The following is a 26107-nucleotide window of genomic DNA, read 5'->3' as shown; positions in this document are numbered from 1 at the left end:
CAAAAAAGCCAAGCTAATGCTTGGCTTTTTACCTCTCTAAGAAGATTAAGGCTGATAGTAAATCGGTGATTCAGGGCCAACTGGGAAGCCCAGAACAAATACCCATAAGTAGAATAATGCAACCCAACCAACAAAGAAGATCATGCTGTATGGAAGCATGGTCGCAACCAATGTACCAATACCCATGTCTTTCTTATACTTAGTGGCAACAGCCAGTATCAAGCCAAAGTAACTCATCATTGGGGTGATAAGGTTAGTTACCGAGTCACCAATTCGGTACGCCGCTTGAATAGTCTCTGGCGCATAGCCGATGAGCATTAACATTGGCACGAAGATAGGCGCCGTTACAGCCCATTGTGCAGATGAAGAGCCCAAGCTTAAGTTTACTAAAGCACACATTAAAATGAAGAGCACAAATACTTCTGGGCCAGTAAGGTTTAATGCTTGTAACAGAGCGGCGCCGTTAATAGCTAAAATTGTGCCTAGGTTGGTCCATTTAAAGAAAGCAACGAACTGTGCTGCAAAGAAAACCAGCACAATATACATCCCCATCGAGCTCATGCTTTTACTCATGGCATCGATGACATCTTTATCGTTTTTCATGGTGCCAACAACGCGGCCGTAAACAAAACCTGGAATACCAAAAGTTACAAAGATAAAGACCACAATGCCTTTTAAAAATGGTGAATGTGCAACAAGGCCTGTTTCTGGGTTACGCAAAATGCCGTCTTCAGGAACAATTGTCCAAGCAAGTAATAATGAAACCACTAACAGAGAAACACCTGCCCACTTAAGACCTGACTTTTCTTTATCAGTAAGCCCTGCAATGTCGTTCTTTGGCAAATCATTGCTTGCTTCATCTGGGTTGTACTTGCCAAGACGAGGTTCAACGATTTTCTCTGTAACTAACGTACCTAGAGTCGCGATTAGAAATACTGAAATCATCATGAAATACCAGTTTGCTTCAGCGCCAACTTGGTAATTTGGATCAATCATTTGTGCTGCAGGTGTGGTGATACCAGCAAGTAGCGGGTCAATGGTGCCGAGCAATAAGTTTGCACTGTAACCACCTGAAACACCAGCAAATGCCGCAGCAAGACCGGCAAGAGGGTGACGACCAAGACTGTGGAATATCATTGCTGCTAATGGGATTAGTACGACGTAGCCAAGTTCTGATGCCGTATTTGATAAAATCGCAGCAAACACCACCATAAAAGTAACTAAACGCTTTGATGCGCCCATTACCATGCCGCGCATAGCAGCAGAGAGTAAACCAGAGTGCTCTGCAACACTAACACCTAATAGAGCAACCAGTACTGTACCAAGTGGTGCAAAACTGGTGAAGTTCGTAACAAGGCCAGTAACGATGCGCTGAAGGCCTTCGGCGCTAAGTAGGCTGACAACTTCAATAACCCCATCAGGGTCTCGACCTGCAGCGCCTTCAGGGCGTGGGTCAATAGCACTTAAACCATACCAATCGGCAATGCCGCTAAAAACTATAATGGCAACGCAGAACATTGCAAATAAAGTGATAGGGTGGGGGAGCATATTACCCAAAAATTCAACAGTGGCTAAAAATCGGTTAAACAACCCATTATTACCACCCTCATGGGTGTTGTGAGAGTTTATAGTTTTTGACATGTCCAGTTCTCATTATTTCAAAATGGCGCTAACCTAGCATTTTTTACCGGACAGATCATGTTTTAGCGGTGGGATATCTAATAGGTACGTTCCAATACGCCCTTATATAGCAAGGGGTAGCGGCGCAAACGTTTGCCAATGTAATCATCGGCTAAAATTTGCGCACAGATATGATCTACATCGTTACTTGCTTCAAATACCCAATCAAAACGCTCAATAGCAAGCAAAAAGCCACGCTTGAGGAACTGTTGTTCGCGATAGTAGCTAAGGTTTTCGCGAATAATATCTAACTTACCTGGGTTAGATTTTAGTTCATTAATAACTTGGTTGATAAATGCCTGCTGTTGATTTGATTCAGCTTTCACCCGTCGTTTCATTACTTCTCTACAGTTCCTGTTCTGCGATATAAAGCACTTTCTTTAAAAAGTCTTCTTTGTTCTTTTCATGTTGATAGTCAAGGTGATAGGTATTATGAAAGCCAAAGCGCAGTAACACACCACTGCCTTTTAGATATACCGTATAACCATCGATATCCGAAAAAGCGCAAATACCCTCATAAAGCTTTCCATCTTCATGATCTTCGCCGTGTTGAATGATTTTTTCATACACAGATAGAATTAATTTACCGTCTAGCTCATTTTTCATGATGACTCCTTTTTGAAGTAATACGTTTCAGATCTATAAAAAGTTTAGTGCTATTTTATGCAGGTATTAAACGTGCTGTGTGTTTTTAAAACCTTACTTTGCGATAAATCACTAAAATCACATTTAGATAGCAGATGTCGGAAATTTACAATATTTTCTCTTACCTTAAACTTAAGATAGATTTTATTTGAGGGACACACAATGAAATATAAGTTTATACCCCTGATACTACTAACAGGCTTGTTGCTTGTAAGCAAAAGCATATCAGCAAATACAGCTCCCCTGATGTTAGAAAATGAAGCGGGGCAAATAGTTAAACTTGACAGTTACTTAGGCAAGAAACCTGTTTACTTAAAGTTTTGGGCTACTTGGTGCAAGCCATGTATGGAGCAAATGCCGCATTTTCAGCATGCTTATGAGCAGTATGGCGATAAAATTCAATTTTTGGCTATTAATATTGACCTTAATGATGATGCACACGCTGTTGCTAAGGTTAAAGAGCGCTTTTCGCTCACTATGCCACTATTTACTGATCACACAGCCCAGGTTGCTAAACATTATGAATTTATGGGCACCCCGTTTCATGTGTTGATCGATAGTGATAAAAAGGTGATTTTTCAAGGCCACGAAGCTGATAAACCGCTTGATAACACATTACGTTTGTTATCACACAATGGCAAAGTTGATAAAGCGCGCTTACTAGGCGAAAAGCACGGCCAAGCGACTCCTTTGGTAATTCCGAACAAAGGTAAAAAAGCCGTGCTGTTCACCGCTACGTGGTGCGACTGGTACTTAGCCGACACGCGCCCTGCAATGGCAAAACAGTGTGTACTAGCGCAGCAACACGTTAATACGCTGGCAGAGCAAGGAGTTAATGTCGAGGTTAAAGTGAGTCAGCTGTGGACTGATCAAAGTGCAGTGCAAGAATATGTAGATAAATTCGCTGTAACCATGCCGGTTTCAATCGATTATGGTAATGATTTATTTATCGAAAATAGTATTAATTCGGTACCCAGTTTACTTCTCTACAACGATGGAAAATTAGTTTCTAAGCACGCTGAATTTTAGCTCAAAACCGCTTAATTTTACTTTGTTATTATGCAAATTTAGCCTATGCTCAAGGCTCATTTTACAGTGAGCCTAGAGCATGATAGATAAGGCATTATTAGCAAAAACACGCGAGTTATCTGACCGTTTAATCGCATTGCAAACACCCATTCGTATTCTTGATGCGATCAACTGGGATAAACAAATCAAAGAAGAGTTTTTTAAGCATAAATGCCAAAAGAACCCAACGGTTGATCAAGCCTATTACCAACAGCGTGATCTTGGTTTTGTACCAAGCGAGTTGCGCCGCGCGTTTTCTGATTTAAATCGCGATATCATCAGCCAGTTAGGGCAGCTAAATCCTATTGCGCAATACATGAGCAAGATGTGTACTGAATATAAAACCGTACTTAGTATGATTGAATATCGTGGTACCCCAGAGTTTCATGATTTGTCAGTTGAGTTGTTCGGTCATCCCAAGGATTTATTCCATGCAGGAGAGCCTTCACTTTCTGAGCTTGCAACCATGCTTGAGCAGCCGCTAAAGAGTATGCTTGATGCGGATATTTTACCGGATGATCCAAAAAACATAGATGCACAAGATGCCGTGAAAATTCTAGCATCACAAGTGGCTCAAACGATGCCGGGTATCGATGTTGAGGTTATTCTGAGCGACGGTATTGTGAGTGATGCTGCGGCAGGTGCAAATAATATTAAACTTAATCAAGATGTTAAATTCTCTCAAAGAGAGCTAGATATTCTAGAGGTGCATGAAGGCTGGATCCATGTGGGGACGACGCAAAACGGTCTTGCTCAGCCCTATTTAACCTGTTTAAGTAAAGGCACACCGAGCTCTACAGTGACCCAAGAGGGCCTTGCTGTCTTAACCGAAATTATTACTTTAAAGTCGACGCCACGACGTTTAGCAAAATTAGTGAACCGTATTCAAGGTATTACTAAGGTTATTGATGGCGCGGAGTTCGTTGATATTTATCGTGATTATGTAGCGCAAGGTTTGAGTAAAGACGACAGTTATACGCTTACTCAGCGGGTGTTTAGAGGCAGTACAGCAACAGGCTTACCTTTTACCAAAGATATCGCCTACATCAAAGGTTTCGTGTTGGTGTATAACCTTATACGAGTTGCCATTCAGTTAGGTCGAATTGATCAATTGCACTTGTTATTGGTCGGTAAAATCTCAATTGATGATTTTAGACTGATATCGCAATTACATGATTTAGGTGTGATTGAAGACCCTAAATTTATTCCACCACACTTTAAAGACTTACGAGGCCTAGCAACCTGGCTAAGCTTTGGTCGTTTTATTGGTAACTTGTCGTTTGAACAATTAGAAAACGATTACAAACCACTCTTTCTTTAAACAAAGAAATAAAAAAATGCAGCTGGAATGAGCAGCTGCATTTTAAGAGTTAAAGCATGTTGCCTTACATGCTTTTAGTCGAGGAAACGATTAACCGGTGAGTGCGTCAACCTGAACTACATCATTCAGTACGATAACTTCTGCACGTTTGAAGAAGTTAAAATCTGTTGCGGTTGCTAATGTGTAAGCACCCATCATACGGCTGATGATTAAATCACCATTGTTTAATTTTGGTAGCATGATTGACTCACTTACTACGTCGATGCTATCGCAAGTCGGGCCTGCTAACACTGACTCAACACGTTCGTTTGATTGTTTGAACGAGTCGATAGGGTACGAGGCTTCATCGAACAATAAACCACTGAATGAGCCGTAAATTCCATCATCTAAATAGTACCAAGGCTTGCCATCACGTACCACTTGACCCATTACTGATGCAACACTGGTTACAGCACTAGCTACAATAAAGCGACCTGGTTCAGCAATTACGCGAACTGTCTCTGGTAACTGTGCTAAGGCATCATTAATAGGCGCACAAAATTCATCAATTGGCAGCACATCTTTGTTGTAAGGCACTGGGAAACCACCGCCAATATCAAGCGTACTAAGCGCAGGTAATCCTAATGTGGCTACGTCGTTAATCACTTGGTTACATGCAGCAATGGCAGTGACATATTTAGCTGGGCTTGCTGTTTGCGAGCCAACATGGAACGACAACCCTTTGATACGAATACCTAATTGTTGCGCATAGCTAATGATTTCAATGGCCATTGCTGGGCTACAACCAAATTTTTTCGATAAATCAGCGAATGCTTCCGCATTACGAAAACTTAAGCGAACAAGTAACTCAACCTGGTCTTTATATGCAATGAACTTTTCTAATTCGTTGATGTTATCAACCACAAACACATTGCAACCGTATTCAAGTGCATCACGGATATCACGATCACGTTTGATTGGGTGCGTGTGAATCGTACGGTCACTTGGTACGCCTTGGCTGGCGACTAAGTCAACTTCGCCGCTGGTTGCTAAATCAAAGCTAGCACCTTCTTCTAAAAGCGTACGAACAACCGCAGGATGAGGAAGTGGCTTTAATGCAAAGTGTAAAACAACACCTGGTAACGCACGGCTTAATGCACGGTATTGATGACGAACTGATTCACAATCAAGCACCATTAATGGCGCACCATGTTGTGCAACGAGCTGTTCAATAAATTGGTTTGATGGTTGTGCTACTGGTTCGTTTGCAGCAACCGACGCTGCAGGTACTTTGATTGTTAAGTCTTGTGTAATTGTTGAAATAGCCATTTTACTCTCCGGCAATTAAGCAACTGCTCGGAAAAAATGGAAGTCCGAGTCAGTTGAGTGTTATTAAGCGCACAGTATGTTCTGTGCAATCAAATACACTCTTGGATAGTTGCTCTATCGCCTTGCTACAAACAGTGTTTGTAATGTACTCGGATTGGCTATCATCAAGAAGCGGCGAGATAATAGATCTGCTTTTTTATTTGCGCAAGTATTTTTTTATAATATTTCGAGTTATTTTTGTGCAGCAAATCGAGTTGGCTTAGTCACTGTTTTCGAAGCGTATTCCATATCTTTGCGTATAAATGTTGAGCATGGCTTTTGCGTCATCTGGGTGATTACTTTGGTTGTGTAATTGCTGAATATAGGCAGCCATTTCTGCACTTTTCATATATTCATCGATAAGTGCAATGGCACGATAACCCGCCGTGGTTTTACTGCAGGTAAAAAAGCCATTAATAAATTGAGGGTATTCTTTTATCGTTCGTGAGCTGATCAACTTTAATTGCTTCGCGTCTAGGTGCGAATATAAAGACTCTCGATACGCAACGATATAATCAATACGACGATTTAGTAGTAACTTACTTAATTGTAGAAACGGGTTTTCACCATAGATATGAGCTATTTTCGTATTATGCTTTTCAAAAATAGGGTCCAGTTGTTGGTAGCTTGTAGAGCCTATAACACCAAAAATTTGTTTATTTGCTAAAAGGCTTTCAACGGATGCAGAAGATGGAATGTTGTCGATATTCGGCTTTAAAGCGAACAGTTGTCTTTGCATGTGCATATAAGTAGGCACGTTTGAAAACAACATGTTTTTAGCTCGTTCGGGTGTCTTAATCGCATTGTAAGTACAACTCGTTTTTTCGCTTGCTAGGCGTTTCATTACCCGAGCGTGATTAGTGAATTGGACACTTAGCTGAAATTCATCACTTAACGCAGGTTCAATCACTTTATAAAAGTGTTGATTTATGTTCTTTTCGTCATACTCATTTGCAAAATAGGAAGGAGTTAGAATAGTTAAAGCACTCTTTTCATTGGCTTTAACAGTTATACTAATAAATGTTACAACAAGTACTAAAGGAAGGTTAAATACCCAAGCCATTTGATAAAAAAAACGATTTTTTTGATAGTTAAACGCTAGTTTTTTCATAATGACCTGAGTATTAAAATATAACTTACTTATCGAGCATTGGTGCTCTCAAAAATTTTGTCAGCTGATGCTGCCACAAAACCTGTGTATAGCTCGCCATCTGGTTTTGCGTAACGCAGAGCGAACTCATAAAAACAACTCGGAACGGCAACAACACCATCGCTAAATTCAACTTCGCTGTCATCAGCAAGAGTCGAAGATTGCTCGAGTAATACTTCTGGTGAACCTTTGATCTCGCCGCCAGATGTATTTAGCGCAAAACCTGCATCTTTAAGTGCTTGGTTTACACTTTCGATATCATCGAATTTAGCCAATTCATTGATGCTCACGGTAAAGTGATTAGCACGGTAACCCCATGCTGACATCCATGCAGCATATTCGCTTTCTGCTAGCAGCTTTTTGTAAGTGTCTGAACTTACTTGCCAGTGTGTACCTGAATATAGGAAATTATCCGCTGTTACAGCGTCTTCGTCAATCTGTTCAACCATGTCGTTAACGATAGCTTGTAATTCTTCTGAGCATTGCTCAACAAGTAATTCAGAAATGAAAACTTTAGGTTGCTTAGGATCTGAATGTTCGAAGTGCTTTGCGTATAGTTTTTTCGCTTCGAAATGGTACTCGCCGCATTCTTTGTAGCCAACAGCTAAAAAGTGCGCAGCTAGTTTTTCTAAACCGATTTTTTCATGGTTAAAAGTACGCAGTGCGATGTGATCGTTAATCACGTCATCTTTTTGTGTTGAGCCAAGTAACTCATGTACTTTTACTGCCGATGGCGTAACTGATAAATAGTTGTCCCATAGGTTTTCAAATAGGGCGTTTACATCTGTGTGCATGTTTAATTCCTTCAATTAAGGCGGCGAGGCCGCCAAACAATTATTCAATAATTAAGCCCGGCGCAAGGGACTGTGGTAAGTTAACTTTATCGGCTTCAACAGAAGCAACAGGGTAAGCACAGTAGTCAGCAGCGTAATAAGCGCTCGCTCTGTGGTTACCACTGGCACCAATACCACCAAACGGTGCAGCGCTTGATGCGCCTGTAATTGGTCGGTTCCAGTTAACAATACCGGCACGAATACGTTTTAAGAAATGCTGGTAGTCATCGCTATCATCACTTAATAAACCAGCAGATAAACCAAATGAGGTGTTATTTGCTTCATTAATCGCGCTATCGAAATCTGTGTAGCGATAAACCTTGATAAGAGGACCAAAGTGCTCTTCATCAGGCATATCTTTAACGGCCGTTACATCAATAATACCAGGGCTTACAAAACCAGTACCCGGTTCAAGATGCTTAAGTTCGACAAGAGAGGTTGCTCCCATATCAAGTAACTGCTGCTGAGCTGCAACCATACCTAAAGCCGCTTTTTCGCTGATCATTGCACCCATGAACGGTTGATCTTCGCTGAAGCTGTCGGCTACTTTAATATTTTTTGTTGAAGCAATTAATTTTTCTAAAATTGCATCGCCATTTGCCGAGTTCTCAATGAATAAACGACGAGAACAGGTACAACGTTGGCCAGACGTAATGAAACCAGACTGGATAATGTCGTGAACAGCCGCACTTACATCTGCGACATCTTTTACGATCAGTGGGTTATTACCACCCATCTCCAGCGCTAAGATTTTACCTGGGTGACCTGCAAATTGCTTATGCAATAGGTGACCTGTATTTGAGCTACCCGTAAAGAATAAGCCATCAATATCTTGGTGAGATGCAAGAGCAATACCTGTGTCTACTTCACCTTGAACAAGGTTGATGACACCGGCTGGTAAGCCTGCTTTTAGCCAAAGTTTTAAGGTGAACTCAGCAACATGAGGCGTTAGTTCTGATGGCTTAAATACAACTGTATTACCCGCTAAAATAGCTGGCACAATATGGCCATTTGGTAAGTGACCCGGGAAGTTGTATGGGCCAAACACCGCAACAACACCATGTGGCTTATGACGAATAAACGCTTTAGCGCCAGGCATTGGGTTTTCTGTGGTCCCAGTACGTTCGTTATAGGCTCTGATTGAAATGGCGATTTTACCCGTCATTGCACCTACTTCAGTACGTGTTTCCCAAAGCGGTTTACCTGTTTCACGGGCGATGATCGTTGCAAACTCTTCGCTGTGCTCTTTAAGCTCTGCAGCAAAGTTTTCAAGAATAACGATACGCTCTTCAAGAGTCATATCAGCCCAGCCCAGCTGCGCACTACGAGCTGCTTTTATTGCATCAGCGACTTGTTCAGCCGTAGCTGTTTTACCTTGCCAAACAACCTCGCCATTACTTGGGTTGATTGAACTAAAATCATGACCAAGGCCAGCTTGCCATTGGTTATCGATAAGTTGAGTTGTGACACTCATTTTAAACTCCTTAAGTGGTTACAAACGGAAGAACCGTGCTGCATCCCCTTGTTTTAATTTAAGTGCATCTGCCACTTCTTGGCTGATGATTAAGGTGTGCTTGGCGTGGTTATAATGAGCATGTTTGGTAAATGTGGCTCTAAAGTCATTCACACCATGGTTGCAGATAGCTAATGTATCTGAGCTTTGCTCATTGATATGCGCAAGCTCACCAATCGTGATAGGGCACACTTGTGACTCACGAACACTACGAATATTGCCAAGCTTTGCTTCAACAGTTGGCCCTGCATCGAATAGGTCAACATAACCACGGTGCTCAAACCCTTCTTTTTCTAGAAGTTTTAGTGCAGGCTTGGTTTTTTCATGAACCTTACCAATCACAGCTTGTGCTTTTTTGCTCAGTAAGTTGGCATAGATAGGGTACTTAGGCATTAACTCGCTGATAAAAACTTTATCGCCTAAACCCACTAAGTGATCAGCTTGCGGGAACTCAATGCTAAAAAAGTGTTCTTGTAACCACTGCCAAAAAGGTGAATGACCGTCTTCATCACTTACACCGCGCATTTCTGCAATAATGGTGTCAGCAAAACGTTCGCTGTGCTGGGCCATAAATAAAAAGCGAGAACGTGATAAAAAGCGACCCGTTAAGCCTTTGCGGTTTTGCTCACGTAAGAACAAGGTACAAATTTCAGAGCAACCCGTATAGTCATTACACATACTCAGAATATCAACAGTGTTATATACGTTGAGAGTAGGTGAATGGTGAACAGTTTTACCTTGGTGGTAATGATACAAAGGAACCGACATTCCTACAGCAGCTTCGATAGCCGTTGTGCCGATAACGTCACCCGTTTCACTGTCTTCTAATACAAATAAATAGGTTTCGTCTTGTGGTTTATTAATATCTTTTGCAAAACTGCGTTCAGCGCGTTCAATTTTTTCTTGTAGTAAATTGTCGTCAACCGGTAAAGAGGTAAAACCATGACCAGATTCAATAGCAATTTGTTTTAACGCAGCAAAATCATTTGCTGTTATAGGACGTAATACTTGCATTAAGTGCACTCCAATGGCGCATGCTAAAGCATGCGCCAACTAGGATTAACCGTTTACAACGTCTGCAACCGCTTTTTCAAAGCGAGCTAAACCTTCTTTGATATCCTCTAATGGAATCACTAAAGATGGCGTAAAGCGCACAACGTTTGTACCAGCAACAAGGCTCATTAACCCGTGTTTAGTGCTTGCTACTAGGAAGTCACGTGCACGGCCTTCGAATTTGCTGTTAAGAACCGCACCTAATAATAGACCTTTACCACGTACTTCACTAAATACGTCGTATTTTTCGTTGATTGCTGCAAAGCCATCGCGTAAAAGTTGTTCACGCTCTTTAACACCAGCAAGTACTTCTTCGCTATTCACAGTATCAAAAGCCGCTTCTGCTACAGCACATGCAAGTGGGTTACCACCGTAAGTTGAACCATGTGTGCCTACTTTTAAATGCTCTGCAATGCTAGTTGTTGTGATCATCGCACCAATTGGGAAACCACCGCCTAACGCTTTTGCTGTAGTTAGGATGTCTGGCGTTACATCTAAACCTTGGTATGCGTATAAATCACCTGTACGGCCAACGCCTGTTTGTACTTCATCAAAAATAAGTAAAGCATTGTGTTTATCACATAATGCGCGAACACCTTTGATAAAATCGCTCGTTGGCGAAATGATGCCGCCTTCACCTTGTAGTGGCTCCATCATCACGGCACATGTGTTGTCGCTGATAAGCGCTTCAAACGCAGCTAAATCGTTATAATCACAGTGATCTACAGCAGCAGGCTTAGGGCCGAAACCATCTGAGTAAGCAGCTTGACCACCTACGGTAACAGTGAAGAATGTACGACCGTGGAAACCTTTGTTAAACGCGATGATTTGGTTCTTTTGCTCGCCGTGTACATCTAATGCCCAACGACGCGCTAATTTTAATGCCGCTTCGTTAGCTTCTGCACCTGAGTTTGCAAAATACACTTTATCTGCAAATGTAGCGTCAGTTAACTTTTTAGCTAAGCGAAGTGCAGGCTCGTTAGTCATTACGTTTGATAAGTGCCAAATTTTTTCGCCTTGCTCTTTTAGGGCATTGACAAGAGCTGGGTGACAATGGCCTAAACAATTAACGGCAATACCACCTGCAAAATCGATAAATTCTTTACCGTTTTGATCCCACACACGTGAGCCTTCACCGCGAACAGGAATCACCTCTGATGGGTTGTAGTTTGGTACCATTACGTCGTTAAAAAGTTCTCTTGTTACTTGCATTTGTTGCACCTAAATCTGGCTTAGTATGAAAAAAGTTAAATTGCAAAAAATAGGTCAGTTAAGCCGTTCCTGCCTAATTAAGCACGATTAGATTATTTTTCTTATCTATTTTTCTTATTATCTGGGTTAGGGACTTAAATTTGCAGTGCTATTTTGTGAAAAATGACTAAAATAAAAAGCAAATTAACGAAAAGAGTAGTCAAAGTGATAACTTCACAAGATGAAAAACTATTAGCTATCTTAAGAACCAACGCGCGTGCGAGTATTTCTGACCTAGCGAGAGCGCTTAATTTATCGCGCTCAACTGTTCAAAGCAGAATGTTGAAATTAGAAGAAACAGGGGTGATCAAAGGCTACAGCGTAGACTATGGTGACGCCTATTTGAGCCAAATGGTATCGGCCCACGTTTCGATTAAAGTGAAACAAAAACTGACCACCAAAACGAACCTTGAACTAAAGCAGATTGATGCTATTTCACAGCTCTACGCAATTAGTGGTGAATTTGATTTGATTGCTGTTGTGCAAGCACAAAACCTTGAAAAGCTGAGCCACTTATTAGATGACATTGGTAATTTAGATGGCGTAGAGCGAACAACGTCGTCGGTGATTTTAGAAACGAAGTTTAAGCGTTAACCCTTAATCAGGTAAAACCGCTTCTTTTGTCTATAATAACTGTTACTCGTTAGTTATTTAGGCTTGTATTGATGCTTGCTTCATTATTGCTGTCACTCACTGTAGCTCAGCCTTTTCAGTTAGGTACTAACTTACCAATTAACGCACCACACAACGCAATTACGCATGTTGAATGTATTTTCAAGCAAATTAATGTGTCATTTCACTTGCAGAATTTACCTTGGTTAAGGGCTAAAAGGGAAGTGCAGCTAAATCGGCTCGATGGTTACTTTACCGCAAACCTGTTATCACAAATGCAAGAGTATGGTGAGCTTTCTGCCCCGATGTTTTTAGAAAACTGGTACTGGTTTACCCATGTAGATTCGGCTTCAATAGCCGAACACGAGCTTCGTTATGGCGTCGTAAGAGGGAGTCATCAGGCTGATTGGTATCAATTAACAAATCGGAAAATTGAAGTCGAAGTTAACACCACACAAGAGCTTAAAAAAGTGTTTAAAAATGCGCTGGCTTATTGATTGGTTTTGGGCGCTTTGCGGATGACCTTCTTTTCGACTTCATCGAGCTTTATAACATAGGCATTACCGCCAATGCCTTTAAATTCCTCATCCGTAAAGACAATCGTATTGTCATCGTAAAAAGTGATTGCTTCTTTTTGCGTAACAATGCCTAAGTCAATACGTGATACATCACCAGAAAAAAACTTATCACCTTGATAGTTTTCAAATAACCAAATGCTAGTGGAATCAAGTAAAACTAATTTGGTTCTATCAGGGCTAAGAGCCGCAGATGTGATCCAACAAAGTTTTTCCATTGTAGTGCAAGTTTGGAACGAGTCTATTAATTGTGCATCAAAGTTAGCTGCATGATCGCCAACTTTATACACTTTTGTGATTCCATCAAATGGTTCAGTACGATTTTTGGTAAATAAATAAAGGTGTCGGCCAAGGGCAACAAAGGCTTCTAAATCAAAATTACGTTGATCGGGTTGAATTGGGCTGCCGTCCATTTCAGGATAAGTAAACTTGATTATCTCTGCTTCTGTGGTGTCGGTTTTGATATCGATAGGGTTTTCTATTTTATAAATGGTTAACCATTTTCTATCGTTTTTATTATTGCCAAAGTCCCCTAAGAAGAAGTGACCAAATTTGTTTTGTGTCATGTCTTCCCAGTCAATGTTTTTAGCATTGGTTACCAAAATTTCTTTTGCTATAGAGCCATCTTCATTAAGACGGTATAGTTTTGGCTGGTCACCGCTGTCATTAATAGCCCAAAGCCGATTAAATTTATCAAATTCAATACCGGAGATTTCTCTCAGTTTTGGGTCTACAGTTAAACGTTTTTTGCTGTAAAGGGTATAAATAGAAGAGCCAACCAGTACTCCAATAATGGTGACTGACAAGATAAAAACCGTAAGTAAGCTTTTTTTTAACATTAACAAGGAAGTGGCTTTGAATAATGTGATTATTATAACTTACTTAAGCGGCTGCTGTATATTCCAAACCCCTGTTCCGGTAACAGACATAAAGTTAATGTTATCTTGCAATACTTTATGGCCAACATTAACTGAAGACTCTGGATGGCTGACTAAATAGCCTTGGATACAATTTATACCCATTGATTTTACTAATTCAAATTGGGCTATCTCTTCAACTCCTTCGGCCACTACTTTCAGACCAAGTTTACTGCCAAGTTCGCTGATTGAATGCATGATTTCATTGTATTTAAGGTTGTCGTTTGCCTGTGAGACAAACAGTTTATCAAGTTTAATGACATCAATAGGTAAGTCTGCAAGAGTACTTAATGAGCTGAAGCCTGTGCCAAAATCATCAATCGCAATGGTTATACCTTCTCCCCTAAGTTTTTCTAATGATTGAATAATTTTATTGCTGGCCTTAATTAAGGTTGATTCTGTTATTTCCAGCATTAATGCTTTTGCAGGCAGCCCTGTTTTGGCAAGTTTCTCCATGACCCATTCATAAATATCGTAATGCTTTAATTGCACGCCAGATATATTCACGGAAATAGCGACTTTTTTCATTCCGGCATTGTACCAAGCCGACATCTGTCTACATGACTCAAGCATAATCCAATCACCGAGCTCTAGTATTAAGTTTGATTCTTCGGCAATGGGTATAAATTCGTCAGGCGTAATTGAGCCTTCAACTGGGTGATCCCAGCGAACTAACGCTTCAAAATAATCAATGGCACAATCGTCGACGTGTACAATCGGTTGAAAAGACATGTGAAAATTACTGCTAGCAATGGCAAGACGCATTTCCTCTAGCAAGTAATGATAGCGTCGAATCTTTTTGCCCATTTCAGGAGAATAGACTTTAAAAATGCCACGACCATCTGTTTTGGCGCGGTACATGGCAACGTCAGCCATTTGCAGTAATGCTTGCGGGGTGGAAGCGCTATCTGGGTACACAGCGATACCAATGCTGGCACTAATTTTTATTAATTTATTTCCTAATACAAAATCACGTTCAATTTCTTGTAACACATTTTGCGCAACTTCTAATCCTTTGTTTCTATCACCTTTTAAGTTAATGAAAATTGAAAATTCATCACCTCCAAGACGTGCTAAGTTTTGCTCTAACTGGCTTATTGGAGATAAATTACTAATTTTATGATGGCGTAAAACATTGCTTAAACGCGTCGCTACTTGGATTAATACGTCATCACCAAAACTGTGCCCAAATGAATCATTAACCTGTTTAAATCCATCTAAGTCAATGAATAGTAATGCGCAACTAAACTGATCCATTTCAGCAAGCCGCAGCTGTTTAGCGAGATGCTCGATATACGCATGGCGGTCAATTAAATGAGTTAACTTATCCTGATAAATACTGACTTCAGATTCACGAGTGTAATTAGTAATGTATGTATTCAGGGATTGAAAATTTGTCTGTAGTTGATCAAGTTGGCTATGTTTTGTATGAGTTGTGCTGGTTGCTACATTTAGACTAGTGAGTAACTCTTTAGCTTGACTATTGAGTACTTTAAGAGTGTATTTTTCCTGACTATTTTGAAATCTTAAATTTACTAGCCAACTGACAGCTAATACAAGTAATAGCAGCATGATAATGTTAACAGGCGCTAGTAATGTGAGTAATACAAGATCTGAAGCGCTGGCTGTTATCACAGAGTCGGCAGTGGTTTGAATTACAATATAAGCGGTTTCGTTACTGTAAATTAAGTGCTGACCACTTAAAACAATATTATACCAAGGAGCAGCAACAACATTTACTTGCTCTTGTGCAAAGATAAACATTTCAATGCCTTTAGGGGCGTATACCAAATCATTGACCTGTTTGGTCAAAAAGATATTTAAGCCATATATAAAAGCTATTAAAGTTATAATACTTATAGATAAAATTCGAAGAGCATTGGCCATAAATTACTACCGTTATGGTGTTATTGTTTTACCATAAAACCTCACCAGTGAATGAAGTTAGTATATTGCGTGTGACTGAGATAGACAAAGCCTTTCTCATACTTTGGGGTTTGGATGATAACGGAATGTGAAAATTCATAGTGTTTAGCGTTAGCTTTATAGGTAAATGTATTTATATTGAAAAAACTGATTGCTACTTTTATGTTGTTTTATTGCTTTTTCCTAAGTAATAATTTAGGAAGTTAATCCAAACAAACGATAGCTAGCTTTAGTTGATTTAATAAGTTAAATCCAAAGTTTGATTTCTGGTTAGAAAGCTAACCCTTTGTTTTTTCTTTATTAATTAGATGTTTGTAATTATATTTTATCTTTTTCGCTATTATTCTTTGAGAGTAGTAGAGCTGCGGCTTTTTAAAGAGAAAAGCTCTTTTTTCATGAATATTACTGTAAGAACAATTTGCTATCACACAGCTAAAAAGTAGCGCTTTCCCTTCTTTTGTAGGCTGGGGTTTTTATTTATATTTACGCTATTATGCTTATTGTTTTTATATTTGTATTGGGATAGTTTTTAAAAGCGTTAATTGGAGTTTTAATTGACGGTTGGTTTTAAAGGTTAAATTGTTTTTAGTTTGTATGTGAGAGTTAATAATCACTAAGAATTGAAAAGGTGTTTTATCTGGCTCTTAGTTCTATACAAAAAGAATAAAGGTATTATTTTTGTAGATTATTGGCAATGTGTTTTTGGAAAATAAAGTAGTGTCTCTTTTAGTGTGTTTACTCTAATTTATCACTTCAATTTTATTCACTTTACCCAACCTAAATTGTTATCTACTTTTTATAAGTTGCGATGATAGCTGATAAAAAAGGTACTGAAAATAAAGTATATTTTATTATCAACTTGGTTCAGTTATTGCTCGTAATAACACAGCAATATGATTGTTGTAGGTTTTGTGTGTTTTTTGCACTCCCTTGGTGCGAAAAATAAACAGTTGCACTGTCATAATGCGTAAATATAGGTTTGATTTACTAGATACGAAATTGATGTTTAGTAAACAAGTTTTGATACCTGAAACGCACAGCTTCCGCTTAATAAGTCGTTGAATGCGGTACTGTGGCAAGGATTAATTTACCAATTGGTTGAATTGGAGCCCACTATGTTAAGTAAACGTTTTTTTAAGACTAAAGACGAAACCGAAGTTACCTTTGAATTCCAACACCCTGACGCTGATGAAGTGCAATTAGTTGCTGAGTTTACAGATTGGCAGCCAGTGCCTATGAAGTTTAATAAAAAAGAACAAGTATTCAAATGCAAGCAGCGCTTACCGCTTGATCAAGAATTCCACTTCCGTTACTTAATCAATGGCGAAACATGGGACAATGACCACCAAGCTGATGGTTATATTCCTAACGGTTTTGGTACTGACAACAGCATTGTTAATACCCAACGCGCTTAGGTGTTTTGATGCAGTCACTTTCGCAGTTATATTACCTGCATGGCATAGGCTATGAATATACTAAATACACTGGTGAGCATGTTATTTTCGATGAAAGTACACGCATGCAGGCGCTTAGTTGTTGTGGTGTAGACACTCAAGATACTGATGCAATTAACCAACTTAATTTTGCATTAGATGCAGGTACATGGCTGAATTTGTTGCCTCATACAAGCATTATTGAGGCACACCACCCAATTTTGAAAGTACGCGTTGATGAGCGTTTATTATCACGTTCATGTACTCTAAGCGTGCCTTCGCTTGATATTCATTTTACTTGTGAAAACTTACAAGGTTTAGCTGTTCTTGGTGATTATGGCCTAAACGGCATTCGTTATCTTGAGCTTGCATTGCCAGTTCCTGAAATGCCAATTGGTTATCATGATGCCCTCATTACTGTGGCAGATCAGCAATCTCACAGTCAGCTATGGATCACACCTAAAGAAAGCTTCTCTATTGATGACAAAAAGCGTTTGGGCTTATCCATTCAGCTTTATAGCTTATGTAATGAAGAGGGGTTAGGAGTTGGTGACTTCGCTGACTTAACAAAGCTTATTAAAGCAGCAGCGACGAAAAACATGGATTATGTGTTGCTTAATCCGCTGCATTTACTGTTTGAACACAGCCCAGAGAGGGCGAGTCCTTATAGTCCAAATAGCCGAGCGTTATTGAACCCGCTGTATATTGCAGTGTCATTATGCGAAGACGCCAAAAATAATAATGCACTTATTAAATTGTTAGCGGATAAACCGCAAACCGATGCAACTTACATTGATTATACATCGGTTAGTGACTTTAAATATCAAGTGTTTAGCTGTTTATATCAACACTTTTGTGAATTTGGCTCAGCAGAGCGAAAACAGCAGTTCACTCGTTTTTGTGAAACCCATAAACACAGCCTGTCGACCATGTTGGTTGGGGACCGTGATTATGCTAGCTATTTACAATGGCAAGCTCACCTTCAATTAAATATCTGCCAGCAAGCTGCACGTGACAGTGGTATGGCAATTGGCCTTATTAATGACTTAGCCGTTGGCTGTGCAGGTGATGGTAGTGAGTTCAAGAGCCAAAATGAATTATTTGCCGAAAATGCACATGTTGGAGCTCCGCCAGACCCTTGGGCTGAACATGGTCAGAATTGGGGCTTACCGGCACTTAATCCACAAAAGTTAAGTAAAGACAATTTTGCTGTTTATCGCTCACTTATCCGCGCCAATATGGAAGATGTTGGTGGTCTTAGAATTGACCACGTTATGGCGATACGCCGACTTTGGTGGTGTTTTGAAAATAACTCCCAGCAAGATGGTTGTTATGTCTATTATCCCTTTGAACAACTATTAGCAATTCTAAAGATTGAATCTCACCTCAATCAATGTGTGGTGATTGGCGAAGATTTAGGTGTTGTACCTAATGAAGTGCGTGAAGCACTTAAAGCAAGTGCAATCTATTCAAACGGGTTGTTCTACTTTGAAAAGGATCACCAAGGTGAGTTTTTAGCGGCTGCGCATTTTGCTCCTCATAGTCTTTTAATGATAGCTAACCATGACGTACCACCATTCAAAGGCTGGTGGATTGGCCATGATATTACGATTAAACAACAATATGGTTTGCTTGATGATGGGCAAACTCGGGCTCAATTCGATGCGAGAAACATTGAAAAGCATCGTATGCTTAATTTTATAGCACGAGAGTCAAATCAGCATTTATCGTTAGAAACAGATGCCTTTACGGTTTATGAAGCGTTGGCATCCTCATTAGCGGCAGCACCAGCAAAGCTATTTACTATTCAAATAGATGACTTAGATCAGCAAATACTGCCTGTAAATATCCCCGGTACTGATAAAGAATACCCAAATTGGCGGCGTTTATTGTCGCGTCCAGCGGCGCAGATTATCGAAGCGCAACAGTCATTCTTAGCCAATTTAATCTCGATAAGGAATCAATAATGCGAAGTCGTGTTCGTCAAGAGCAAAGTGCACAACCTGTTATTTACCAAAAACAAATCGATGCATTAGCCAGTGGTTGTTTTAGAGATCCTTTCAGCTTTCTTGGGGCGCATAAAAGTGGCCCTACAAGCTATGAAATTCGTTGCTTTTTGCCTGGCGCAAGCAGTGTTTCGATTCTGCTTGGTACAGAAAAAATCGTTGCGCAGCAACAAGGTGATAGTAATTTATTTATCGCAAATATCAAATCAAAAACTAAGCCTGACTACCAGCTAGATGTTAGCTATAGCAATGAATTTACTCATCAACAATACGATGAGTACAGCTTTGAAAGCAGCTTAGATGAACAGGCAATGTATCTGTTTAATGAAGGCAGTTTAGAGCATGCGTATCAACATTTTGGTGCACATTTTGTGACTCAACAAGGCGTTGATGGTGTTCGCTTTACAGTGTGGGCGCCGAATGCCAGTAGTGTATCGGTTATTGGTGAATTTAACTATTGGCAGCGTAATCGCCATTTTATGCGTTTTCATCCTGCCAGTGGGGTATGGGAGTTATTTATTCCTGGGCTTAAAGAGCATCAATGCTATAAATTTGCTATCACCACTCTAACCGGAGAAGTGCTTGATAAAGCCGATCCCTTTGCGTTTAAGATGCAACAAGCACCGGGTACGGCGTCAGTACTACAAAAGCTAAAAACAGGTATTCAGCTTTCTGAAAAGGCGTTAGCAAATCGTGCAAAACGAAACAGTATTGATGCGCCTGTTAGTATTTATGAAGTGCATGCGGGTTCTTGGCAAAGACGAGATGATGGTGAGCGCTATCTCACATGGCGTGAACTTGCTGATAATCTTATTCCTTACACAAAAGAGCTCGGTTTTACGCATCTACAATTAATGCCAATCAGCGAGTACCCATTTGATGGTTCTTGGGGTTATCAACCTGTTGGATTGTTTGCCCCGACCAGTCGCTATGGCAGCTTTGAAGATTTTGTTTACTTCGTCGAGCAATGTCACGAAGCCGATATTGGCCTTATTCTTGACTGGGTACCAGGTCATTTCCCAAGTGATCCCCATGGTTTACATCGTTTTGATGGCACCCATCTATACGAACATGCTGATGTTAGGCAAGGTTTTCACCCTGATTGGAATACCTATATCTACAATTATGATCGCGCAGAGGTTCGTAGCTTCCTAATTGCGAATGCAATGTATTGGCTGCATGAATTTGGCATTGATGGTTTACGCGTTGATGCGGTTGCCTCAATGCTTTATCTAGACTATAGCCGTGAAGAAGGGCAATGGGTTGCAAATCAATTCGGTGGCAGAGAAAACTTAGGCGCCATTGAGTGCTTAAAACAAGTCAATATGCGCTGCTATGCAAAAAATCCGGGCATTATGATGGTGGCCGAAGAGTCAACAGCATGGCCAGGTGTTACGCGCCAAGTAGACCATGATGGTTTAGGTTTTGGTTATAAGTGGAACATGGGCTGGATGAACGACAGTTTGCATTATATGCAGCGCGATTCCATTTACCGTTCGCATCACCACCATGAAATGACGTTTTCGATGGTTTACGCCTACAGTGAGAATTACATTCTACCGCTTAGCCATGATGAAGTGGTGCATGGTAAAGGCTCATTAATTGAAAAAATGCCAGGGGACGACTGGCAAAAGTTTGCAAATTTACGTGCATACTATGCCTTTATGTGGGCGCATCCAGGTAAAAAATTATTGTTTATGGGTGCAGAAATCGCCCAGCGTAAAGAGTGGAATCACGACCAATCGCTTGATTGGCATTTACTTGAACATATTAGTCACAGAGGCATGCAGCAAACGATTAAAGATTTAAATGCTGTATACACTAGCACGCCAGCTTTATACGAGCAGGATACCAGCCCTGCGGGTTTTGCGTGGCTTGATAGCAATAATGCTGAGCAAAGTATGTTTAGCTTTATTCGCTATGCAAAAAAAGTTGAAGATTTTGTGGTGGTGATCTGTAATTTAACGCCGCAGGTGTATCACGACTACGTGATTGGTATGCCAAAAGCTGGTACCTATCAAGTTATTTTGAATACCGACAAAGAGGATTATTTTGGTTCCGGCGTTGAAGCAACTAATCATGCAGAGCAAATAATTGTAAGCCAAGCGAAAGAAAGTCATGGCTTTAATCAAAGCATTAGTGTTTCTTTGCCTGGCCTTGCGACAATTTACCTTAAGAAGGTGAGCGATGAGTCATAGTGTCGAACTAGAAGTCGGTGTGAGCTCACCTTTAGGGGCGTCTGTTGTTGGTGAGGGCGTAAACTTTGCTGTGTACGCACCACAAGCACAACATATGTCTCTGTGCTTATTTGATAGCAGCGGTCATTCAGAAATTCTTACCCTTGCGATGCATATGAATGAAGGCGGTATTTGGACACTAAAAGTGAGCCCTTTGAAAAGTGGCGCCTTGTATGGCTTTCGGGCTGATGGTGAGTACGCACCCGAAAAAGGACTATTTTTTAATAATCACAAATTGCTGTTAGACCCGTATGCTCGAGATTTGTATGGTGAGTTTACCTGGAGTGAACGTCACTATGGGCAAATGCCTGTAGGAAAGTTAAGTCAGGTTAATAATGCCATTGATATGCCAAAATCACGTGTCCGTGAACTGGCACCTTACACAGGTAAAAAACCCAATCATTGCTGGGGAAAAACGGTTATTTATGAGTGTCATGTGGTTGGTGCAACATGCCGCCACCCTGAGATCCCAAAACCGTTACAAGGTAAATTTTTAGGTTTAAGCCACCCTAGCTTTATTGAACATCTACGTACTATTGGTGTGACTTGCTTAGAGTTATTACCCGTTCATGCTTTTATCAGTGAGCAGTTTTTAACAGCCAAAGGCTTACAAAACTACTGGGGCTACAACACACTTAATTTCTTTACACCGCATAAAGAGTATCTGGTTAATGATGATATTAGCGAGTTTCAAGAAATGGTGGCGGCGCTTCACAAAGCAGATATCGAAGTAATACTCGATGTGGTTTATAACCACACTGCAGAGGCGGGCACAGATGGACCTATCTTGTCGCTACGTGGCTTAGACAATCTAGGTTACTACCGCACCGTTGCTGATAAACCCCAGCATTATATTAATGATACCGGCTGTGGTAACACCGTAAATATTGATTCGCCTCGCTCTTTACAGCTGGTACTTGATAGCTTGCGTTATTGGGTTGAAGTGATGGGAGTCGATGGCTTTCGTTTTGACTTAGCGACCATTTTAGCGCGTAACCCAAATGGTTTTAATCAGGCGCATGCGTTTTTCCAAGCGATTAATCAAGACCCAGTACTAAGCCAAGTTAAACTGATTGCAGAGCCGTGGGATATTGGCCCCGGTGGATACCAATTAGGGGCTTTTCCTGCGCCTTGGCGTGAATGGAATGATAAGTATCGCGATACGATAAGACGCTTTTGGAAACAAGAGCAGGGCGTAATTGGCGAGCTTGCAAAACGTTTACATGGTTCGTTTGACTTGTTTGAGCACAACCTACGTGGGCCACTTAACAGTATTAATTTCATCACCAGTCATGATGGCTTCACGCTTGCTGATTTAGTCAGCTACGAGCATAAACACAACGAAGCCAATGGTGAGCAAAATCGTGATGGCCACAGTGGCAATCACTCATTCAATTGTGGTGTCGAAGGGTTTACCAACGATCCACAAGTGAGCAAATTACGCTTACAACAACAAAAAAATATGCTGTTAACTTTGTTACTTTCTAAAGGCGTGCCTATGCTTTCATTAGGAAGCGAAATGGCACACTCACAAGGTGGTAACAACAACGCCTATTGTCAAAACAATCGTACAAGCTGGCTTGCATGGAAGGACTCTCAATTCAGTCATCCTCTAACTCGATTTATTGACGATGTACTGCGCATTCGTAAGCAGTTCAGCATTTTTAAACACCGCTTTTTTGTTCACGATAATGACCCACGTTATGAAGTCGCGTGGTTCACCGAATCAGGCTCCAATATGCAACAAGACGATTGGCATCAAGGTGATCGCCAAGTGTTGATATACAGCCTGACCGACAAGCATACAAATCAAGCTTTATTGATCATATTAAATGCAGGATCAGAGCCGGTAACGTGCCAACTTCCTAGTTTAGATAAAGGAAAGTGGCAGTTAGCACTGACCAGCATTCATCCTATGTCAGCACAATTTGTTGATAAGGAACACCAGATTGCTGCAATGAGCAGCTGGGTTTTTACCGCCAATTCAGAGGATCTAAATCATGGCTAAAAATGCCGATCAAGTATGTATTGTAAAGGGCTGGCAGGATGCGCCTACAGTTGATGAAAGTACACTAGATGATGACTTATCACGCCATTTTTATTACACCCTTGGGCGTGACAAAGTGGGTAAATCACAGCTGTATTTATACCATGCATTAGCATTAACTATTCGTGACCGATTAGTTGCTCGTTGCCGTGTGACCAAACAGCAAATCCATGAACAAAAACGCCGTAAAACAGCTTACTTATCACTTGAGTTTTTAATGGGCCGTGCCCTTGGTAATGCGATTTTAAACTTAGACTTAGATGAGCAAGTCGCTAAAGCGTTACAAGAATACTGCACAGAGCTCGAGCAAGTTGCTGAGGCTGAGCATGATGCAGGCCTTGGTAATGGTGGTTTAGGGCGCTTAGCTGCATGCTTCTTAGATAGCTGTGCAAGCCTTGCACTACCTGTGGTTGGTTATGGTATTCGCTATGAATACGGCATGTTTAATCAAGCTATTGAAAATGGTCATCAAATTGAACAACCAGATAACTGGCTACGTGAGGGACACCCGTGGGAACTAAGTGCACCTGAGCAATCAAAGCGCGTAAAATTCTTTGGTCATGTTGAAAGTTATACTGATAAATATGGTCGTGAGCACCGTCAATGGCTAGATTCTCATGATGTTTTAGCTGTGCCTTATGATGTGCCAATTCCGGGTTACAAGAATGATATTGTAAATACCTTACGTTTATGGAAATCAGAAGCAACAGACGAATTTGATTTGAGCGAATTTAATGCGGGTAGTTACTCAGAAGCAGTAGCGCGTAAAAACTTAGCTGAACAAATTACCATGGTTCTTTATCCGAATGACAGCAGTGAGAACGGTAAAGAACTGCGTTTACGTCAGCAGTACTTCTTATCATCAGCGAGCTTACAAGACATTATTGACACGTGGGTTAGCAAACATGGCGAAGACTTCTCTGATTTTGCTGATTACCATGTTTTTCAATTAAACGATACACATCCAAGTATTGCTGTCGCTGAGCTTATGCGTATTTTGGTTGATGAGTATGAGCTAGATTGGCAAGAAGCTTGGTCTATCACGACTAAGACCATGGCCTATACAAACCACACTTTACTTCCTGAAGCATTAGAGAAGTGGTCAGTATCTTTATTTGCTCGATTATTGCCGCGTATTTTAGAAATTATCTACGAAATCAATGCACGTTTCCTCGCTGAAGTTGCGTTAGCATGGCCAGGTGATGTTGAAAAACAACGTGCGCTATCGCTTATCGAAGAAGGCCCTGAGCCACAAATTCGCATGGCGTATTTAGCGATTGTTGGTAGCTATTCGGTGAATGGTGTGGCTGCACTTCACACTGAGCTACTTAAAGCGGGCCTATTCAATGAGTTTTATCAGCTATGGCCTGAAAAATTCAACAACAAAACCAATGGTGTAACACCTCGTCGTTGGTTAGCACATTGTAACCCTGAGTTGGCTAAACTGCTTAATCAACATATTGGTGATGAATGGGTTGCAGATTTTAGTAAAGTTAGTCAGGTACGTCGTTTATATGACGACCCTAAATTCCATAAACAATGGCAAGCTGTAAAACACAGCAATAAGCAACGCCTTGTTGAGTTAGTGAAAAACCGCTGTGGCGTAGAGTTTGATGCCGAAATGATGTTTGACGTGCAAGTGAAACGTATTCACGAATATAAGCGTCAGCTATTAAACGTATTGCACGTTATTCACCTTTACGACCGTATTCGCCAAGGCGATACAGCAAACATTGTTCCTCGTTGTGTGCTATTGGGCGGCAAAGCTGCACCAGGTTACTACATGGCGAAGAAAATTATTAAGTTAATTAATAACGTAGCAGAAGTGATCAACAAAGATCCGCTTGCTAAACCGTATTTAAGAGTTGCTTTTTTACCTAATTACAACGTGACAGCAATGGAAACTATTTGCCCAGCGACGGATTTATCTGAGCAAATTTCTACAGCAGGTAAAGAAGCATCTGGCACAGGTAACATGAAGTTCATGATGAACGGCGCATTGACTATAGGTACGTTAGATGGCGCTAACATCGAAATTCGTGATGCTGTGGGTGCTGACAACTTCTTCTTATTTGGTGCACGTGCAGAGCAAATTGATGATATCAAAGCGCACTATAATCCTGAGCAGATTATTCACCAAACTGACAGCCTCTATAAAGTAATGCAATTACTTGAGAGCGGTCACTTCAATTTGTTTGAGCCTAATTTATTTGACGACATTATTGCGGCGATTAAGAGCCCGCACGATCCATGGTTAGTTGCTCATGATTTTGCCAGCTTCGTCGAAGCGCAAGAGCAAGTTGAACAAGCCTACTTAGACACTGCTCACTGGACCAAAATGAGTATTTTGAATACTGCAGCCAGTGGCATGTTTTCGAGCGATAGAACCATTAGTCAATACAGTGAAGATATCTGGCATTTGGAGCCATTACTGGACACTAGTGCACAGCAAAACACACAGAAGAAAAGCAGCTAGCTTAAGACGGAGAGAGT

General features: G+C 40.7%; 20 protein-coding genes. 9 read left to right on the top strand and 11 right to left on the bottom strand.

Annotated elements, in window-relative coordinates; all coding sequences use genetic code 11:
- Positions 1-45: 45 nt before the first annotated feature.
- The 3 genes from HUS62_RS15050 to HUS62_RS15040 all read right to left on the bottom strand — a co-directional run bounded on the left by HUS62_RS15050 (position 46) and on the right by HUS62_RS15040 (position 2286).
- Positions 46-1641 (bottom strand): AbgT family transporter, encoded by a 1596-nt coding sequence (locus HUS62_RS15050; protein ID WP_054562399.1) that lies wholly within the window; start codon positions 1639-1641, stop codon positions 46-48.
- Between the two features lie 77 nt (positions 1642-1718).
- Positions 1719-2018, bottom strand: coding sequence for a hypothetical protein (locus HUS62_RS15045; protein ID WP_175080170.1), 300 nt, complete (start codon positions 2016-2018; stop codon positions 1719-1721).
- Between the two features lie 7 nt (positions 2019-2025).
- A complete protein-coding gene (locus tag HUS62_RS15040; RefSeq protein WP_054554528.1) occupies positions 2026-2286 on the bottom strand; it encodes a DUF3081 domain-containing protein in 261 nt (86 codons plus the stop codon).
- Between the two features lie 201 nt (positions 2287-2487).
- Between HUS62_RS15040 and HUS62_RS15035 the strand changes: the two genes are divergently transcribed.
- Both HUS62_RS15035 and HUS62_RS15030 read left to right on the top strand, forming a co-directional pair.
- Positions 2488-3354 (top strand): thioredoxin family protein, encoded by an 867-nt coding sequence (locus HUS62_RS15035; RefSeq protein ID WP_175080169.1) that lies wholly within the window; start codon positions 2488-2490, stop codon positions 3352-3354.
- Positions 3355-3433: 79 nt separating this feature from the next.
- Complete coding sequence (locus tag HUS62_RS15030) at positions 3434-4714, top strand: flavohemoglobin expression-modulating QEGLA motif protein (protein ID WP_058584118.1); 1281 nt, start codon at positions 3434-3436, stop codon at positions 4712-4714.
- 90 nt (positions 4715-4804) lie between these two features.
- Here HUS62_RS15030 and HUS62_RS15025 read toward each other — a convergent pair whose 3' ends face one another.
- The 6 genes from HUS62_RS15025 to HUS62_RS15000 all read right to left on the bottom strand — a co-directional run bounded on the left by HUS62_RS15025 (position 4805) and on the right by HUS62_RS15000 (position 11822).
- Complete coding sequence (locus tag HUS62_RS15025; RefSeq protein WP_175080168.1) at positions 4805-6022, bottom strand: type III PLP-dependent enzyme; 1218 nt, start codon at positions 6020-6022, stop codon at positions 4805-4807.
- 259 nt (positions 6023-6281) lie between these two features.
- The gene (locus HUS62_RS15020; RefSeq protein WP_175080167.1) at positions 6282-7172 is read right to left on the bottom strand and encodes a transporter substrate-binding domain-containing protein; all 891 of its coding nucleotides are present in this window, start codon (positions 7170-7172) and stop codon (positions 6282-6284) included.
- A gap of 29 nt (positions 7173-7201) precedes the next feature.
- The gene (locus tag HUS62_RS15015; protein WP_055021080.1) at positions 7202-8005 is read right to left on the bottom strand and encodes a DUF1338 domain-containing protein; all 804 of its coding nucleotides are present in this window, start codon (positions 8003-8005) and stop codon (positions 7202-7204) included.
- Between the two features lie 40 nt (positions 8006-8045).
- Positions 8046-9518: a succinylglutamate-semialdehyde dehydrogenase gene (gene astD / locus HUS62_RS15010; protein ID WP_175080166.1), complete on the bottom strand. Its 1473-nt coding sequence runs from the start codon at positions 9516-9518 to the stop codon at positions 8046-8048.
- Positions 9519-9536: 18 nt separating this feature from the next.
- Positions 9537-10571, bottom strand: coding sequence for an arginine N-succinyltransferase (astA, locus tag HUS62_RS15005; RefSeq protein ID WP_175080165.1), 1035 nt, complete (start codon positions 10569-10571; stop codon positions 9537-9539).
- Positions 10572-10616: 45 nt separating this feature from the next.
- Positions 10617-11822, bottom strand: coding sequence for an aspartate aminotransferase family protein (locus HUS62_RS15000; RefSeq protein WP_175080164.1), 1206 nt, complete (start codon positions 11820-11822; stop codon positions 10617-10619).
- A 204-nt stretch (positions 11823-12026) separates the two neighbouring features.
- On the opposite strand from HUS62_RS15000, the gene HUS62_RS14995 reads away from it, so the two are divergent.
- Entirely contained in the window at positions 12027-12455 is a 429-nt protein-coding gene (locus HUS62_RS14995; RefSeq protein WP_054554593.1) for an Lrp/AsnC family transcriptional regulator, read from the top strand.
- A gap of 71 nt (positions 12456-12526) precedes the next feature.
- Complete coding sequence (locus tag HUS62_RS14990) at positions 12527-12970, top strand: hypothetical protein (RefSeq protein ID WP_175080163.1); 444 nt, start codon at positions 12527-12529, stop codon at positions 12968-12970.
- Here the strand turns inward: HUS62_RS14990 and HUS62_RS14985 are convergent.
- Together HUS62_RS14985 and HUS62_RS14980 are read right to left on the bottom strand one after the other, a co-directional pair.
- Positions 12964-13887: a hypothetical protein gene (locus HUS62_RS14985; RefSeq protein WP_175080162.1), complete on the bottom strand. Its 924-nt coding sequence runs from the start codon at positions 13885-13887 to the stop codon at positions 12964-12966. The genes HUS62_RS14990 and HUS62_RS14985 overlap by 7 nt on opposite strands.
- Positions 13888-13926: 39 nt before the next feature.
- Positions 13927-15729 carry a putative bifunctional diguanylate cyclase/phosphodiesterase gene (locus HUS62_RS14980; protein ID WP_404936075.1) on the bottom strand — a complete coding sequence of 601 codons (1803 nt, stop codon included), beginning with the start codon at positions 15727-15729 and terminating at the stop codon, positions 13927-13929.
- A 1277-nt stretch (positions 15730-17006) separates the two neighbouring features.
- On the opposite strand from HUS62_RS14980, the gene HUS62_RS14975 reads away from it, so the two are divergent.
- The 5 genes from HUS62_RS14975 to HUS62_RS14955 are packed head-to-tail and all read left to right on the top strand — an operon-like array spanning position 17007 to position 26090.
- Positions 17007-17306, top strand: a complete 300-nt coding sequence (locus HUS62_RS14975; RefSeq protein ID WP_175080160.1) for an isoamylase early set domain-containing protein — start codon at positions 17007-17009, stop codon at positions 17304-17306.
- Positions 17307-17314: 8 nt separating this feature from the next.
- Positions 17315-19291 carry a 4-alpha-glucanotransferase gene (gene malQ, locus HUS62_RS14970; RefSeq protein WP_175080159.1) on the top strand — a complete coding sequence of 659 codons (1977 nt, stop codon included), beginning with the start codon at positions 17315-17317 and terminating at the stop codon, positions 19289-19291.
- On the top strand, positions 19291-21528 hold the full coding sequence (gene glgB, locus HUS62_RS14965) for a 1,4-alpha-glucan branching protein GlgB (RefSeq protein ID WP_175080158.1): 2238 nt from the start codon (positions 19291-19293) through the stop codon (positions 21526-21528). The genes malQ and glgB overlap by 1 nt, the downstream gene beginning before the upstream one ends.
- Complete coding sequence (glgX, locus tag HUS62_RS14960) at positions 21518-23575, top strand: glycogen debranching protein GlgX (protein ID WP_058584128.1); 2058 nt, start codon at positions 21518-21520, stop codon at positions 23573-23575. Before glgB ends, glgX begins: the two co-directional genes overlap by 11 nt.
- Entirely contained in the window at positions 23568-26090 is a 2523-nt protein-coding gene (locus HUS62_RS14955) for a glycogen/starch/alpha-glucan phosphorylase (RefSeq protein WP_054562382.1), read from the top strand. Before glgX ends, HUS62_RS14955 begins: the two co-directional genes overlap by 8 nt.
- Positions 26091-26107: the final 17 nt, after the last annotated feature.

This window comes from Pseudoalteromonas sp. 0303 (assembly GCF_013349995.1).
In the GTDB taxonomy this organism is placed as follows: Bacteria; Pseudomonadota; Gammaproteobacteria; order Enterobacterales; family Alteromonadaceae; genus Pseudoalteromonas.
Note: the sequence above shows the minus strand (reverse complement) of the source record. Positions and strands in the feature narration are given on the sequence as shown.